General features: G+C 68.2%; 16 protein-coding genes and 1 pseudogene. 10 read left to right on the top strand and 7 right to left on the bottom strand.

The genetic code is table 11. The annotated features are described in order from the left end of the window. The gene (locus AB0J16_RS58040) at positions 1-1,311 is read right to left on the bottom strand and encodes a helix-turn-helix transcriptional regulator (protein ID WP_358557501.1); all 1,311 of its coding nucleotides are present in this window, start codon (positions 1,309-1,311) and stop codon (positions 1-3) included. An 86-nt stretch (positions 1,312-1,397) separates the two neighbouring features. Here AB0J16_RS58040 and AB0J16_RS58035 point away from each other — a divergent pair, with 86 nt between their 5' ends. From AB0J16_RS58035 to AB0J16_RS58020, 4 genes are all read left to right on the top strand, one after another. Then, the gene (locus tag AB0J16_RS58035; RefSeq protein ID WP_358557498.1) at positions 1,398-1,727 is read left to right on the top strand and encodes a hypothetical protein; all 330 of its coding nucleotides are present in this window, start codon (positions 1,398-1,400) and stop codon (positions 1,725-1,727) included. Continuing rightward, positions 1,727-1,906 carry a GTP cyclohydrolase I gene (locus tag AB0J16_RS58030; RefSeq protein WP_358557495.1) on the top strand — a complete coding sequence of 60 codons (180 nt, stop codon included), beginning with the start codon at positions 1,727-1,729 and terminating at the stop codon, positions 1,904-1,906. Before AB0J16_RS58035 ends, AB0J16_RS58030 begins: the two co-directional genes overlap by 1 nt. Before the next feature lie 193 nt (positions 1,907-2,099). Beyond that, a complete protein-coding gene (locus AB0J16_RS58025) occupies positions 2,100-2,384 on the top strand; it encodes a hypothetical protein (RefSeq protein ID WP_358557492.1) in 285 nt (94 codons plus the stop codon). Between the two features lie 167 nt (positions 2,385-2,551). Next, positions 2,552-2,755: a tyrosine-type recombinase/integrase gene (locus tag AB0J16_RS58020; protein ID WP_358557490.1), complete on the top strand. Its 204-nt coding sequence runs from the start codon at positions 2,552-2,554 to the stop codon at positions 2,753-2,755. Between the two features lie 456 nt (positions 2,756-3,211). On the opposite strand, the gene AB0J16_RS58015 is transcribed toward AB0J16_RS58020, so the two are convergent. From AB0J16_RS58015 to AB0J16_RS58005, 3 genes are all read right to left on the bottom strand, one after another. Next, entirely contained in the window at positions 3,212-4,129 is a 918-nt protein-coding gene (locus AB0J16_RS58015) for an NADP-dependent oxidoreductase (RefSeq protein ID WP_358557487.1), read from the bottom strand. Between the two features lie 285 nt (positions 4,130-4,414). Beyond that, complete coding sequence (locus AB0J16_RS58010) at positions 4,415-4,948, bottom strand: phosphotransferase (RefSeq protein WP_358557484.1); 534 nt, start codon at positions 4,946-4,948, stop codon at positions 4,415-4,417. A 41-nt stretch (positions 4,949-4,989) separates the two neighbouring features. Beyond that, positions 4,990-5,235, bottom strand: coding sequence for a hypothetical protein (locus AB0J16_RS58005; RefSeq protein ID WP_358557481.1), 246 nt, complete (start codon positions 5,233-5,235; stop codon positions 4,990-4,992). A gap of 156 nt (positions 5,236-5,391) precedes the next feature. Between AB0J16_RS58005 and AB0J16_RS58000 the strand changes: the two genes are divergently transcribed. Then, positions 5,392-6,456, top strand: coding sequence for a protein kinase family protein (locus tag AB0J16_RS58000; RefSeq protein ID WP_358557478.1), 1,065 nt, complete (start codon positions 5,392-5,394; stop codon positions 6,454-6,456). A gap of 548 nt (positions 6,457-7,004) precedes the next feature. Here the strand turns inward: AB0J16_RS58000 and AB0J16_RS57995 are convergent. Genes AB0J16_RS57995 through AB0J16_RS57985 form a run of 3 tightly spaced genes read right to left on the bottom strand, consistent with a single transcriptional unit; the run spans position 7,005 to position 10,238 of the window. Further along, positions 7,005-7,910, bottom strand: a complete 906-nt coding sequence (locus AB0J16_RS57995) for a carbohydrate ABC transporter permease (protein WP_358557475.1) — start codon at positions 7,908-7,910, stop codon at positions 7,005-7,007. A gap of 37 nt (positions 7,911-7,947) precedes the next feature. Further along, positions 7,948-8,883 (bottom strand): sugar ABC transporter permease, encoded by a 936-nt coding sequence (locus tag AB0J16_RS57990; protein ID WP_358557473.1) that lies wholly within the window; start codon positions 8,881-8,883, stop codon positions 7,948-7,950. Further along, positions 8,880-10,238: a sugar ABC transporter substrate-binding protein gene (locus AB0J16_RS57985; protein ID WP_358557470.1), complete on the bottom strand. Its 1,359-nt coding sequence runs from the start codon at positions 10,236-10,238 to the stop codon at positions 8,880-8,882. Before AB0J16_RS57985 ends, AB0J16_RS57990 begins: the two co-directional genes overlap by 4 nt. 176 nt (positions 10,239-10,414) lie before the next feature. On the opposite strand from AB0J16_RS57985, the gene AB0J16_RS57980 reads away from it, so the two are divergent. The 5 genes and pseudogenes from AB0J16_RS57980 to AB0J16_RS57960 form a co-directional block, all read left to right on the top strand. After that, positions 10,415-11,089: a GntR family transcriptional regulator gene (locus AB0J16_RS57980; RefSeq protein WP_358557467.1), complete on the top strand. Its 675-nt coding sequence runs from the start codon at positions 10,415-10,417 to the stop codon at positions 11,087-11,089. After that, positions 11,076-12,011 (top strand): dihydrodipicolinate synthase family protein, encoded by a 936-nt coding sequence (locus AB0J16_RS57975; protein ID WP_358557464.1) that lies wholly within the window; start codon positions 11,076-11,078, stop codon positions 12,009-12,011. The genes AB0J16_RS57980 and AB0J16_RS57975 overlap by 14 nt, the downstream gene beginning before the upstream one ends. Continuing rightward, on the top strand, positions 12,008-13,144 hold the full coding sequence (locus AB0J16_RS57970) for a mandelate racemase/muconate lactonizing enzyme family protein (RefSeq protein WP_358557461.1): 1,137 nt from the start codon (positions 12,008-12,010) through the stop codon (positions 13,142-13,144). The genes AB0J16_RS57975 and AB0J16_RS57970 overlap by 4 nt, the downstream gene beginning before the upstream one ends. Positions 13,145-13,297: 153 nt before the next feature. Beyond that, positions 13,298-14,017: a DUF4429 domain-containing protein gene (locus tag AB0J16_RS57965; protein WP_225294783.1), complete on the top strand. Its 720-nt coding sequence runs from the start codon at positions 13,298-13,300 to the stop codon at positions 14,015-14,017. A gap of 326 nt (positions 14,018-14,343) precedes the next feature. Then, positions 14,344-14,574, top strand: a pseudogene (locus AB0J16_RS57960) (hypothetical protein); the annotation flags it as partial.

Here is a 14,574-nt window from a genome sequence, read left to right as displayed (position 1 = left end):
TCAGTGTTGGGCGGGGGCCGACAGACGGGTGATGCGATCGTTCAACTGGACCACCCGCTTGTCGGCGAGAAGGGGTTGGAGCTGCTTTTGGATGCCGTGGAGCTTGCGGCCGACGTATCCGGCGGATTGCGTCTGCTCGGCCACGTCCACGGCGTGCCCCGCGTGATGCAGGAATTGATCCATGTTGCGGCGTTGAATGCCGAGGGCTGCCAGGTCAGTGAGGAGGCTGCCACGGCGCCGAAGCGAGGTGGCCTGGTTGAGTGCCGCGAGGAGTGATGCCTCGGCGAGGTCCGTCTGCCCGAGAGTGAGATAACAGGTACCGCGTTCCTCAGCCAGGCGGGAGCCGTCGAAGCGGAGCCAACCTCCAGGGCTGCCGGGACCTGCGAGGTCGAGAACCTGGTCGGCGGTGTCGAGGGCGCGTTCACAGGCTGCTCGGTCGCCGTCTCTGGCAAATGCCTCGGCCTGTACGGCGGCGACCCAGTGCCGCGTGGACAGCTGGCTGTCGCCCTGCTCGGCGATGCGGGCAGCCGCCGAGAGCACCGCAGTGGCCTCGGGGTATTCATGGTCGTACATGTTGACGAACGCCTGGCGAGTGAGAGCGCAGGCCCAGCGGTCGTAGCAGCGAGCTTCGCGGCCGGCGGTCACGGCCATGGTGTAGCAGTAGGTGGCGTCGGTGTAGCGGTTGCTGTCGAAGCAGATCTCTCCCGCAAGCTGGAAAAGGTCACAGGCCAAGACGCACAGTTGCTGGCGGGCTCGTGCTGAATGGGCCTGGTCCAGTTGCTTGACGAGAAGCTTGAGCTGGTCATGGACCAGTGGGTAGACCAGGCGCTTCGACTTGGACAAGGCGAAGACCTGCCAGAGGTGGCTGCTGAGCAGCGCATGCTGTTCTAGGTCATCGGCTTCGTCGGATTGGCCGGCCCAATCCTGGATGTCGGCGTTGGCCAGCGAGGGAAGCACCATGAGCGTGCCCGCGATGCTCAGCAGGCGGAGGAGTTCGCGACGGTACATGTCGTCAGCTTCACCCGTCGGCTGGGGTTCAGTCACGACCTGGCCTATGACGACCGGTGCCGAGGTGGAGGCGAGAGAAGGCTTCTCGGGTTCTTCACAAAGAACCAGGAGGTGATCCAACTCGTCCGCGGTGACCTTCAGAAGATCGCAGATCTTGGGCCGGATGTACGGGCAGGGCTCGGTCTTCCCCAGTTCCCACCGTCCCGCGGTGGTCCGGTCGATCCCAAGCTGATCAGCGAAGAATTCCTGACTGTAGCCGAGCGCCTTCCTTCGATCGGCGAGGCGTCTGCGTTTGCCAGCCACAGCGCACCTCCGCCCACATGTGGTCCCGTCAAGGGCAGCGTACGGGACGTGCCCACTCAGCGGCTGCGATGCCGCATAGGTGCCGCATGGATGCGTCACTGATGCCGTGGCCTGCGCCGTTGCCGCGCGATTGGCTAAGGGTGCTCGCCGGGACTTCGATCGGAGGAGATCAGGTGCTCATCGCACACCCCGAAAGCAATCGCCTGCCCGCAGACCTGTTCCCGGGATCGCCAGGCATCGACGTGGAAGCGGCTGAACGAGCCGCCGCTGCCCTCCTCGCGGCCATCGGCGTGAGCGGTGACAGCGAGGCCACTGACCGAACGCCGGCCCGGATGCTGGCGGGCTGGCGGAACTGCTCGGCTGTCCAGCGTGGGAATTCACTACTTTCCCCAATCGGGAAGGGCAGCACGAGCTGATGCTGGCCCGTGATGCGCCGTTCTCCTCGCTGTGTGCGCACCATCTGCTTCCGTTCTTGGGGGTAGCGCACGTGGGGGCACTTCCCGGCCAGCGAATCGTCGCCGGCTTGTCGGTGGACTTGTCATCAAGCAACCACGGTACGTTACGCGGCTTCCCGGCCACAGAGAACGCCGGATGAACGGGGGGATGTCGACGGTGATCCGGCCAGACGAGACAAGCAAGACGTCGCCCTGCCCTGCTGGCCGGGGTCGGGGGATCAAGCTGCGCAACTCGCGCCGGGCGCTCCTCATCGGCGACGGAGATCAGAGCACAGGTGGGGAGCGGAAGTGTCTCGACTGCCTCGGAAGCGGCCGGGCCGAAAGGAGCGGGAGATGAATCCGATCATGCTGGCGGCGGTGTCTGGCTTTCCGCAGGGCCAGGAGGAGGGTGAGCTGCTCATGCGGTTGCGCGACGCGCTCACGAGGCTCGGCGTCAATGCCGACCTGCGGGACAACAACAGCGCGCTTCTGGTGCGCAAGCCTGAACCGGGGCTGCCGGTGTGGGTGTTCATCGGGTACGGCGGCGCGTACTTCTCCTGGCAGAGCGCTGAGAAGCGGCATCCGGTCGATGACGTGGAGGGTGCGGCGAACGTCTTGGCGGAGTACATCGCCAAGTAACAGGCGGGCGCGGCGGGGCGGTGAGTCCCCGTTCGGAGGGGGACGGGGCAGGTCCTTCCCCGTCTCGTCGCGCCTCATCGTCCGGCAGGTAGTCGAGTCCACGCCCCTGGAAGGGTCGCCCCGCCCCTCCGCGGCTGCCTGCCGGGCCTTCTCCTGCTTGTCCGCGCGTGGCCGAGGTGGACAAGGACGCCCGCGTCCACGACGCACGCCATACCGCCGCGACACTCCTCATCGAACGGGGCATGGACATCAGCGTCGTTCAAGAAATTCTCAGCCGCCCACAACTGACCACGACCAAGACCTACACCCACATCATGGCGACGCTCCCCACCGAAGCAGCAGTTCGCATGGGCCACGCACTCTGGACCTAACTGCAACTCGAAATGCAACCGGGCGGACTTTCTGATCACAACGATCGGGGAGTCCGCCCATGTCATTGACGGTGAGGCGCCCGGGGCTCGACCCGGAACCTCAGCCGCGAGGAATGGATCGCGGACATCCGGGCATCCGGGCCCGCACGGCGCTGTGGCGCCTGGTCGAGACGCTGGACCATCGAACAACTCCAGGCCGAGGGCGAGACCCGCGCCGCGCTGGTCGAAGATCTCGCCACCGACGCGAGTAGCTGTGTTACGAGTTCCTCGGCGCTCAGCCGCAGCTGGAGCTCTACGCCGCGGTTGCGCGAGGCGATCGCCGCCGTCCTCGGGAAGCGCGGCCAGGTCGCTCTGGTGCGCACTGAGCGGCCCCACAGACGTCGTCGTCGGGTCAGGTGCCGATCGCGCGTCAGTAGAGTGTCAGCGTGACGGCGCTGTCGGCCTATTCCAGGGCGCTCAGGAGCGTACGCGAATGACGGTCTTGCCCTTGCGCCGCTCGGTCGGGTTGAGCGCGGGGATGGCGTCGTCGAGGGTGGCCACTGTTCCGATGTGAGTGCGAAGGCGCCCGTCTCGCACCCGGTCGACGATCTCCACCAGCTGACTAGGAACGGACTCGACGACGAAGTCGACCGCCAAGCCGTCGACAGGGCGAGCCTCAACAGATCCGACCACCGACACCAGCGTCCCGCCAGGCCGGATGATGCTCGCCGAGCGCCTTTGGATATCACCGCCGATGACATCGAAGACCAGGTCGACCCCGCCGATGTCGTCGAGATCCTCGTGGTCGAGGTCGAGGAACTCGTTCGCGCCGAAGTCGAGCGCCGCCTGGCGGTCCGCCGCCCGACCGGTACCGATGACGTAGGCGCCGAACTCCCGGGCGAGCTGCGTCACCATAGATCCGACCGCGCCGGCGGCGCCGTGTGCGAGGACGCTCTGCCCCGCCTGAAGACGACCGTGCTGGAACAGGCCCTGCCACGCGGTCAGGCCGGAGATCGGCAGACTCGCACCCACCGTGAAGTCGACGTTCCCCGGCAGCGGCGCAAGGTTGCGTGCCTCCACGGCCGCGTACTCGGCCAGCGTTCCATCGCGGTGCCAGTCCGTGATCCCGAACACCCGCTGTCCCAGCGAGAGTCCCGTCGTGCCGTAGCCGAGGGAGGAGACCACTCCGGCGAACTCGTGGCCGATGATCGCCTGGGCACGATCGTGACCGGAGCGATCGACCCACGTCGAGGGCCACTCCCACTCCGCGGGGACGAAGCCCGACGCGTGGACTTCAACGACGACGTCGTTGATCGCCGGCGTCGGCTCAGGCCGCTCCGCGAGTGTGATCCCGGCTGCTTCCGCGGTCTGATCCATCACGACGATTGCCTTCATGGGTGCCCCCGAATATCTTGTGCTCGCCAGCTCTGTGCGCCTATTTTCGGGCCTGCTAGCCCACTAGCGGCAGTCAACACGACGCAGTAACGGATCTGGGCCAAGGAGCCGAGCCTGGTCATTGACCTCCTGGCGGTCGAAGGCCGCGCCGTCCCAGCGGCTGGCGCCCAGCAGTTCCCCGGGGGGTTGAGGAACAGCGGGACGGCCTATAGCGGTTCGGGTGAGTAATCGCGCGCTGGCCCCTCGCGGGAGACAGCGGAGTTTGGTGGTGGGGGTCGCCGTCGTCTACCGGACGGTGCCGACATCTGGCTTCGCGCCGTCCCCCGCCCATCGCGATCTTAGCCAGCTCATCGTGGCGCGTCTGGAATGCTCTCGCCGTTTGCGCAGGTGGGGTGCGTGGTCGGGGCTGGGTAGCGTGGCCGTGTGGGTCCAGTAGCTGCCGAGCGCCACGAGGAAGGCGTTCACCCGCAGGGGATCGGCGTTGCGTCCGGCCGGACTAGCGAGGAAGATCTTTTGCGGATCGCGCGCCCCGAGGTCCGACTCCATCAGCAGGCATACGAGGTCCACCCACGCGGGGCCGGTGCACGCGCGCGACCGGTCGACCAGGCGGGCGGTGCGGTGATCGTCGATGAGGATGTTGTCGAACCTGGGGTCGAAGTGCAGCAACGTCTCCCCGACGACGAGTTCGTCCCAGTGGAGCTCGAGGTCGGCGAGCAGGCGCAGGTGCTCGCGTTCCCACCTGCCGAGCGCGGCGGTGGACACGATGTCGTGCGTGCCGTCGCGCTCGAGCGCCCGCCATGTCTCGCAACGCCCTTCCATGCGCGCGGCGACGGTGGGGACGCCCGTGACCGGCGACGGCGTCAGCGCCTTCGCCGCCGCGCAGAGACGCCGATCTCGGACCGGTGGTCGTCGACGGCGTCCGGGCTCGACTGGATCGCCTTGACGAAGACCTTCTCGCCGTTGGCGAGGGTGGCCAAGCCCACGATCCCCCATGAGAAGCCGCCTTTTCGGTCCTCGACCTCTCGCACCGGGGACCCTAGGTGCCGCTCGACCTCGTCTCTGAGCGCGGGGGGAGTCTCCGCCCACGCCCGCCGTGCCGTTCGCATGTCTCCAGCCAACCAGTGATCCCACCCGCCGATCGCGCCGTTTTCAGCTCGCGTTAACGCCGCTGGCCGTTCCGTTCTCGATCAAGCCCCGAATAGGGCCGATCTTGCCGATAGCTCGCTAACACCCCGGCGGGGAAGACTCAGGAGCCACCACTGATGCCCAACTCGGACTCGCAGTACGCCGCGCGCCTGGCCGCCTACGGGGCGGTCTCTACCCAACTGTCACTGCTGAGCGACCGCCGACTCAGCCAGGCCGTGGCGGAAGCCCGCGGGCTCGGGTCCGGCATCGGCGGCAGGTCGGCGGAGATGGACGTCAGCGGGAGGCGGGTCTTCATCAAGCGGATCCCGCTGACCGACGTCGAGTTGCGGCCTGAGAATGTGCGCTCGACGGCGAATCTGTTCGGGCTGCCGCTGTTCTACCAGTACGGGGTGGGGTCGGCCGGGTTCGGAGGCTGGCGTGAGCTGGCCGTCCACATCATGACCACCAACTGGGTCCTCGGACGGGAGTATGAGGGCTTTCCCCTGATGTACCACTGGCGGGTTCTACCCGACTCCCGGCCCGAAGGGTTCGCCGACGAGTTCGGTGGCATCGATGGGGCGGTCGCGCATTGGGAGGGCTCGCCGGCCGTCCGTGAACGCCTGGAGGCCGTCGGCCGCTCAACATGCAGTCTCGTGCTCTTCTTGGAACACCTGCCGCAGACGCTTGCCGCCTGGCTGGCCGACTCGCCCCAGGCCCCGCTGGGTCAAGGAGGAGGATCGCCGTACCGTTGGGTGGAGGAGGCTCTGGTACGCGGAACCGCCTTCATGAGCTCTCGCGGGCTCGTCCACTTCGACGCCCATTTCGTCAACATCTTGACCGACGGCCAGCGGCTCTACTTCGCCGACTTCGGGCTCGCCCTGAGCTCCGGCTTCGAGCTCAGCGCGGCCGAGCGGGCGTTCCTGTCCGAGCATCTCGACTACGACCACTGCTACACAACGGGCCATCTGCTGCACCACCACCTGCTCGACGACCTGCGCGGCGACCTCGACCAGCGGGCGTTCCTGCGGGAATGGATCGCAGGGCGACAGCCCGACGACGTCCCGCCCGCGACGACCGCGATCATCGACCGGCACGCCCCGGCGGCCGTCATCTTGAACGAGTTCCACCACCGCCTACTCAACACGAGCAAGCGGACGCCGTTCCCGTCCGCCGAGATCAAGCACGCCAGGCACGCCACCTGAGACGCTACCGGGCGAGCCGTGGTTGCCCCTGAAGCTTCTCCGGCCCAGCTCCCCCCGTAGCTGGGCCGGGCGCAGCGGCCGCCAGCCGTCACTCAGTTTGGGCAGCCCACGCCGCCTCGCACAACGCGCCGACGGCGCGCGATGGCGAGGTCATCGCGTACAAATACGTATGAGGTTCTGTCTTATCTGACTTGGTATGTCCGTGTCCGTGTCCTGCGCTGGCGCGCGTGCCTCAGCGTCAGTGATTTCTCATCCGGCGTGTTGTGGCACGTGAGTTTGCTCGATACCTGACGCATGTGCTCGGGTTGCCCATGATGCATTCTGTGGAGGTTGCGAACGCAGATCTGAGGGCTATTCCTCGCTGGAGAACCGCTCCCACGCGGACTGCCGGGTGATCTGGAGGGCGGCGCCGATGCGCGCCCAGGTCACCCTCAGCTCGCGCAAGATGGTGACCAGCCGCTGGAGGCTCGCCTCGGTCCGCGCGGCGATTCCCGGCCCGGCCGGGGTGGCGGGCGGATGTGGGATCCACAGCGAACCGCACGCCGGTGTCAGCCCTTGACCGCGCCGGCGCTCAACCCCTGGATGAGGAAGCGCTGGACGTACGCGAAGAGCACGACGACGGGCGCGACGGCGATCAGGCCCCCGGCGGCGAGAGCGCCGAAGTCGCTGCCGAACTCGCCCAGCAGGTAGCTCAGCCCGACGGGCACGGTGAACCGGTCCTGCGAGCTGATGAACATGATGGCGAACAAGAAGTTGTTCCACGCGCTGATGAACGCGAAGGATCCGACGGCGACGATTCCGGGTTTCAGCAGCGGCAGGACGACCGCGCAGAACGCGCGGATCCGGCCGCACCCGTCCACCTGAGCCGCCTCCTCCAGGGAGACCGGCACATTTCTGATGAAGCCCGCCATGAGAACGAGGGAGAGCGGCAGGTGGAAGACGGTGTCGGCGATGATCAGGCTCCACAGGCTGTTCGTCAGATAGAGCCCGTTGAAGATCTGGAAGAGCGGGATGAGCATCATGGCGCCCGGGATGAACTGCGTGCACAGCATGATGACCAGGAAGACGTTCTTGCCGCGGAAGGTGAGGCGGGCGAGCGCGTACCCGCCGAGCATGCCGATCACCGTCGACACGACGAGGCTGGCGACCGCGACGGCGATGCTGTTGCGGAAGTAGACGCCGAAGCCCGAGCCCTCCCAGACCCTGCTGAAGTTCTCCAGGGTGATGGGCCACGGCACGAGGGCCGTGGAACCCGTCGGCCGGAAGGCGAACAGCACCATCCAGTACAACGGGACGAGTGTGAAAAGCAGGAACAGCGTCAGCGGCAACCACAGCATCAGGCGGTCGCCCACCGAGCGCCGTCGCTTGCGGGCCGCGTGCGCGCCGGTCGGGTCCCGCCGGGTCGGTGGTTCCGCCGGGACTCGCCCGACGTCGTCACGGGTGGCGAGGCTCACTTGCCCTCCTTGGGATCGCCGGAGCTGATGCGGAGGCTCACTTGCCCTCCTTCGAATCGCCGTTGCTGATGCGCAGGTAGACCATGGACGCGAAGGTCAGCAGCAGGAACGCCGTGACGGTGAGCGCGGAGCCGTAGCCGAAGTCCTGGTCGTGGATGGCGGTCTGGGCCACGTAGAGCGGCAGCGTGGTCGTCGAACCCGCCGGCCCGCCGGCGGTCATGGTGTACAGCAGGTCGACGTTGTTGAACTCCCACACCGCCCGCAGCAGCGTGGCGATGACCACGGCCTTGCGGATGTGCGGCCAGGTCACCGACGAGAAGCGGCGCAACGGCCCGGCGCCATCGACGTTCGCCGCCTCGTACAGCTCCAGCGGCACCGACTGCAGGTCGGCGAGGATGAGGATGGCGAAGAACGGGATGCCCTTCCACAGCTCGGCGATGACCAGGGCCCAGAAGGTCGTGCCGGGCTCCGACAGCAGGGAGGTCCCGTACTCGCCGATGCCCATGGACGCCAGGTAGTGCCCGATGCCGGTGGTGGGGTTGTAGAGCAGGATCCAGATCGTCGTCGTGAGGATGCCCGACACCGCCCATGGACTGAACGCCAGGGCGCGGGCCAGCCCGCGGCCCACGAAGGTGCGGTTCAGCACCAGCGCCAGCGCCAGGCCGAACACGAACTGCAGCCCCACCTCCACGAACACCCACTGGGCGGTGAAGCGCAGGCTCCGCCAGAACACCTCGTCGGCCAGCAGTGCCCGGTAGTTGTCCAGGCCGGCGAACCCGTCGTCGAGGGGCCGGGTGAGGTTGTGGTGGCGCAGGCTCTCCCAGAAGACGCTGAGCACGGGATAGAACAGGAAGACCAGCACCAGCACGACGGCCGGCGCGATCAGCAGGTACGCGTGCCCGGCCCGGGACCCGGTGGGGCGGCGGCGCGCCGCGAGTGGGCGGCGCACCGGTTCGGCGGTCGTGGAGCTCATCCGTGCTCCTTGTCGTACTTGCGCTTGGCCGTGGTCAGGGCCGCGGCCGCGGCGGTGAGGAAGTCACGGGGTGTCAGGCTGCCCTGCAGCACCTTCTGCCACTCCGGAAGCAGGTCCGTGACGGTGATGGAGGAGAATTCCGGCAGGTAGTAGGGCTGTTCCAGGGTCACGACGCCGGGCTTCGCGGCGGCGTCCAGCGCGGCCTTCATGGCGGCGTTCTCGGTCACCCACTTCTCTTTCGCGACCGTCTTGTTGCCCGGGAGGTATCCGGACTTCTGGGCCCAGAAGCTGTTGCCCTCGGGCTCCATCGTGTAGGCGAGGAACTTCCAGGCCTCCTCCTGGTGCTCGCTCTTCTGGAACATCGCGAACCCGGTCGTCATCCAGCCGGTCAGCACCTGGTTGTCCGGCCCGGGGAAGGGGGCGACGGCGCCGACCTTCTCGGCTCCCAGGGCGGCGACGTGGTTGGGGTAGGAGCCGATGCTGTGGCTCAACATGGCCGCGCCGCCGTTGCCGAACTGGGCCACCATGGTCTTGAAGTCGGCGGTCAGATCGCTGCGCGCGGTCTGCTTGCCGAACAGGGCCACGTACTTCTCGCAGGCGGCGATCACCGCGGGGTCGTCCAGCGTGGAGGAGCCGTCCTCGCGGAAGAACGTGCTCACGCCCGCGCGTGGATAGACCATCTGCACGAGCTGGCCGAAGAAGCCGTTGCCGCCGCGCAGCGTGTAGCCGAAGCGGCCGGAGGAGGCGTCGGTGAGGCGGCTCGCGGCCGCGTCGAAGTCCGCCCAGGTGGTCGGCGGCTTCAGCCCGGCCTCCTTGAACCAGTCGGCGCGATAGTAGATCACGTCGGCGAGGCTGGTGGTGGGCGTCAGGTAGAGCTTGCCGTCAGGAGCGGCGGCCCGGGAGGACTTGAGCATCTGCTCGGAGATCTGCTGTTCGAGGCCGGCCTTCTTCAGGCGTTCGTCCAGGGGAGCGAGCGCGTTCTGGGCCACCAGGGCCGCGAGGTCGGACGCCTTCGGGGTGAGCAGGTCGGGTGTGGAGCGCGTGGCGATCGCGGTGTTGATCTTCTGCATGTACTGGTCAGTGGGCAGGCCCAGGTAGTTGATGCGGATGCCGGGGTTCTTGGCCTCGAACATCGAGATCAGCTTCTTAAGGTTGGCCGTGCGCTCCGGGCGGGTGTCGGTGTCCCACAGCTGCAGCGTGACGGCGCCGCCGCTGCCGCCGCCTGAGCCGCCGCACGCGCTCACCGCGGACGCCAGGCCCATGGCGACGCCGGCCTGTGCCGCCGTCCGGATGAAGCCGCGCCGGGACAAGGCGTGCCGGCCGAGGACCTCGGCCGGATGCTGCTGACGGGTCATGGGTCTTTCCTCTCGTTCACCAAGAACTGCGCTCCGCTGTGCGGTTGCCATACGGTACATGAGATATGAGATTTAGGGTATGGTCGGTTCTATACAACGGGCCATGTGCCCCCCGATCCCCGGACGGCGAGACGGAGCGCCGGTTACGGTGGTCGACGACAAGTGAAGGAGTGCGGGTGAGTGAGACAGCGTTGGGCGCGATCAAAGCGTCTTCCAGGACGGCTCTCGTCCTCGAAGCGCTGCGTCGCGGCATTCTGAGCGGCGAGCTGCCGGCCGGGCGGTCCCTCGTGGAGGTGGAGCTCGCCAGCCGTTTCGGTGTCTCCAAGACTCCGGTGCGCGAGGCGCTCAAGACGCTCAGCGGCGCCGGCCTGGTCACCATCAGCGAATACACCGGGGTGACGGTCCGCAAGGTCGACGAGCGCCTCACCCGAAGCGTGTTCGACGCCCGGTGCCTGATCGAGCCGGCCGCGGTGCGGCGAAGCGTCGAGGCGGGACTGCGCGACGGCGGCCGGCTCGCCCGCGAGGCCCTGCGCAAGTCGGACGAGGCCACGGACGAGGTGACCCGCAGCCTCGCCAATCGCGACTTCCACCGCGCCCTCTACGCCGACTGCGACAACGAGGTGCTGGTCGGCGTGCTCGACCAGCTGCGCGACCAGACGGCCCTCATCTCCGTCAACGTCTGGTCCCAGCGTCCCTCCTGGGAGGACGAGGCGCAGGAGCACCGGCAGATTCTCGAGGCGGCACTGAACGGGCAGGCCGACGAGGCGGCCCGGCTCGTGTCGCAGCACATCAGTGTGTTCCAGGAGCGGGCGCTCCAGCAGATCAAGGAGGCCGGCAATGAGGTTCGGTGAGCTCTCCCGGGCCCTGCGCGACGTCGTCGCCATCCCGGTCACGCCCTACGTCGGCGGCGTCCCCGACCTCGCGCTGTACCGTACGCTGCTGCGCCGCCTGGTCGACGCGGGCGTCAACGTGCTCACCCCGAACGGCAACACCGGCGAGTTCTACGCCCTGAGCGCCGAGGAGCGGCTTCAGCTGATCACGGCCGCCGCGGAGGCCGCGCGGGGAGAGGCGCACCTCCTGGCCGGGATCGGCCTCGACGTCGCCACCGCCGTCGAGGAGGCCCGCCACGCGGCGGCGCACGGCATCCGGATGGTCATGGTGCACCAGCCGGTGCACCCGCACGTGTCGGCCCAGGGCTGGCTCGACTACCACAGGGAGATCGCCGACGCGGTGCCGGACCTGGCCCTGGTCCTCTACCTGCGCAACGCCTGGGTGGACGGTCGGCTGCTGGCGCGGCTGGGCGACCTGTGCCCCAACGTGATCGCCGTGAAGTACGCCGTCACGGACGTGAACCGCTTCGCGCAGCTACGCGCGGAGACAGGCCCCGACCGGTTCGTCTGGATCGCCGGGCTGGCCGAACCGTACGCGCTGTCCTACGCCGTCCACGGGGCCGAGGGCTTCACCTCCGGTCTGGTGAACGTCAACCCCGCCTTCTCGCTCCGGCTCAGGGACGCCCTGCGCGAGGAGCGCTATCCGGCGGCGGAGCGGATGCTCCTCGACATCGCGCGGTTCGAGCACCTTCGCGCGGTCGACGGCGGAGCCAACAACGTCAGCGTCGTCAAGGAGGCGATGCACCAGCTCGGCCTGTGCGACCGCGCGGTCCGGGCGCCGAGCACCGTCCTCGGCGAACCCGAACGGCAGGAGGTCGCGCGGATCCTCACCGAGTGGGCGAAGGCCGACGACCTCGGGCCCCTGCCCGTGGCCGCGTCATGAGGATCAGCGGCCTGCGCTCGTTCGTGCAGCGCGTCGGCGAGCGTCCCCGGGTGCTGGTGCGCGTCGACACCGATGAGGGCGTCAGCGGCTGGGGCGAGGCCTACAACCACGGTCCCGACCTGGCCCTCGGCCCTCTGCTCGACTACCTCGGCGAGCAGATCAGGGGTGCGGACCCGCGGCGCGTGGAATACGTGTCCCAGCTCCTCCTGCGCACCGCCAGGTTCCCGCAGGGGGCGCTCGGGCTGGCGGCGATCGCCGCCATCGACCACGCGCTGTGGGACATCACCGCCAAGGCGCTCGGCGTGCCCGTCTACCAGGTGCTCGGTGGCGCCGTACGGGATCGGGTGCGCGTCTACTGCGGGCTCTACTCCGCGCCCGACCCCGACGAGTGCCGCCGCCAGGCCACCGAGCTGCATCGGAGCCACGGATTCAGCGCCTTCAAGCTGAGCCCGTTCCGTACGGACCTGCACGCCAGACGCTGGGGCCTCGTCGTCGCCGAGACGGCGGAATGGGCTCAGGAGGTCAGGCGGCGCTGCCCGGAGGAGTTCGACTTCGCCTTTGACGCGCACGCCAAGATCTTCGAGCCCTACCAGGCGGTTCAGCTCGGCAACGCCCTGGAGCCGATGGACCCGCTCTTCCTGGAGGAGCCGCTGCGCCCGGAGCACTTCGCCTCCTGGGGCTACCTGCGCCAGCAGTTGCGGGTGCCCCTGGCCACCGGGGAGAGCCTGTACTCTCCCCACGAGTTCCTGAACCTGCTCACCCACGGGGGCGCCGACATCGTCCAGCCGGACATCTGCGTGGTGGGCGGCATGTCCCAGATGCGGCGCATCGCGACCCTCGCCGAGACCTTCAACACCATGGTGGCGCCCCACAACCCGATGGGGCCACTGGCCACCGCGCACAACGTGCACTTCGCCGCGGCGTGCAGCAACTTCTCGATCCTGGAGTACAAGCCGGAGACGACGAGTTGGTGCCCGGACCCGTACGAGCCGGTCGACGGGCACCTGGAGCTGCGGCCCGACCGGCCCGGCTGGGGGGTCACCATCGACGAGGACGCCCTGGCGGAGGACGACTACGTGCACTGGGAACGCCGGGTTCCCGTCCGGCCGGACGGGTCCCTCGCGTTCTGCTGACATCGCGGGGCCCTGGAAGGTGCGGGGGGCGAGCGTCATCGGCGCATGCTGAACCCGAGGCGCGGGATCGATTTCGGCCCAGGCCCGGCCGGCTCGTCGCGGTGGCCGCCCGTCTGCGCAGCCGCCAGTGTTCGGGCACCTATCCTTGCTTGCATGGGTGACGTACTGAAGGGGCGAGGTTGCGCGTGGGAGTTCGAGGACGGGGGGCTGCGCATTACGCCTGAGCCGGGTAAGGCGTCGAAACTGAGCATGGAGCTCGGTGAGCGGTTCGTGCCGTACCACGCGTTGGCCGATGTCATGCTGGAGCCTGGTGCACGCGGCAGGGTGGTGTTGCGGGTGGTTCCCCGGGAGGGAGCCGATCCGGTCATGTCCGCGGCAACGGGGCAGCTCCAGGAGTCGCTCGATCCGTACCGGCTGGTGCTGCCCGCCGCCACGAAGACGCTGGCCGACCAGTATGCCGACGAGATGCGCGCGGCCCTGTCCGAGCGCGGTCCGGCTGAGCGGTTCCTGATCGCCGGTCCTTCGGTGCCGCGTAGTTTCAAGGCATGGGACGGTGAGGCCGCCTTCGACGGGCAGGCTGTCACCTTCACCTGGTTCTCGTCCGGAGCTTCCCCGGCCAAGTACACGGCAGGTGACCGGCGTTACCCGATCACCGAGATCGAGGGCGTCGAGTGGCATGCGCTGGAGGACGCTCGCGGGTCGTTGCGGCTGCGCATCCGTGGGCACCAGGCCCTCTCCAACCCCAACAACGATCCCGCTTCCGTGGTGTTCGGCATCGGCTGGGGAGCCACGCATCACTCCCTGCCCTTCGCCGCCGCCGTGCTGGCCGCCGTACAAGCTCCCATGATCGAACAGGTCGCGGCGGAAGGCTGAGCTGCCGCCGCAGCACCGCCACCTCATGACGCGACACCATGATCTCCGCGTCCTTCGACGCCTGGCCGCGGCCCGGCAACATCAGCCGGCCGAACACTCGAAGCGTGATCAGACAGAGCAGGCGAACAGGCACAAGACGCGATCTTTCGTGCGGGTACGAACCCCGGCAAACCACAGGTCAGAGCCGTCGTGGTCGCGTTTTGACGCGGTACATGGTCAGCCGGGGTCGGTCAGGACCTCGCCGCCTTCCACCGCGCCGGTGAGCAGAGGACGAGGCTTCGTCGCGGTAGGGTTCTGGCGGACTTTCTTCAAGGTGGACGGCACGTGTGAGTAAGGCTGATGAGCTGATCGGCGCGGCGATGGAGGCCCTCACCCGCGAGGATGAGGCAGCCTTCGACTCCGCCGCCGCCTTCCTGGCCGACCGGGACGACGCCGATCGCGTGCTGGTGGAGGTCGTGACCCGTGCGATCTCGGGGTTGTGGCGCAACGGCTGGCAGCCCGCCGACGTGGTCAGGATCGCGGCCAGGCGGCTGACCGACTGGCACGGGCGGGCGGCG

Source organism: Nonomuraea sp. NPDC049750, assembly GCF_040659625.1.
Lineage (GTDB): Bacteria > Actinomycetota > Actinomycetes > Streptosporangiales > Streptosporangiaceae > Nonomuraea.
Note: the sequence above shows the minus strand (reverse complement) of the source record. Positions and strands in the feature narration are given on the sequence as shown.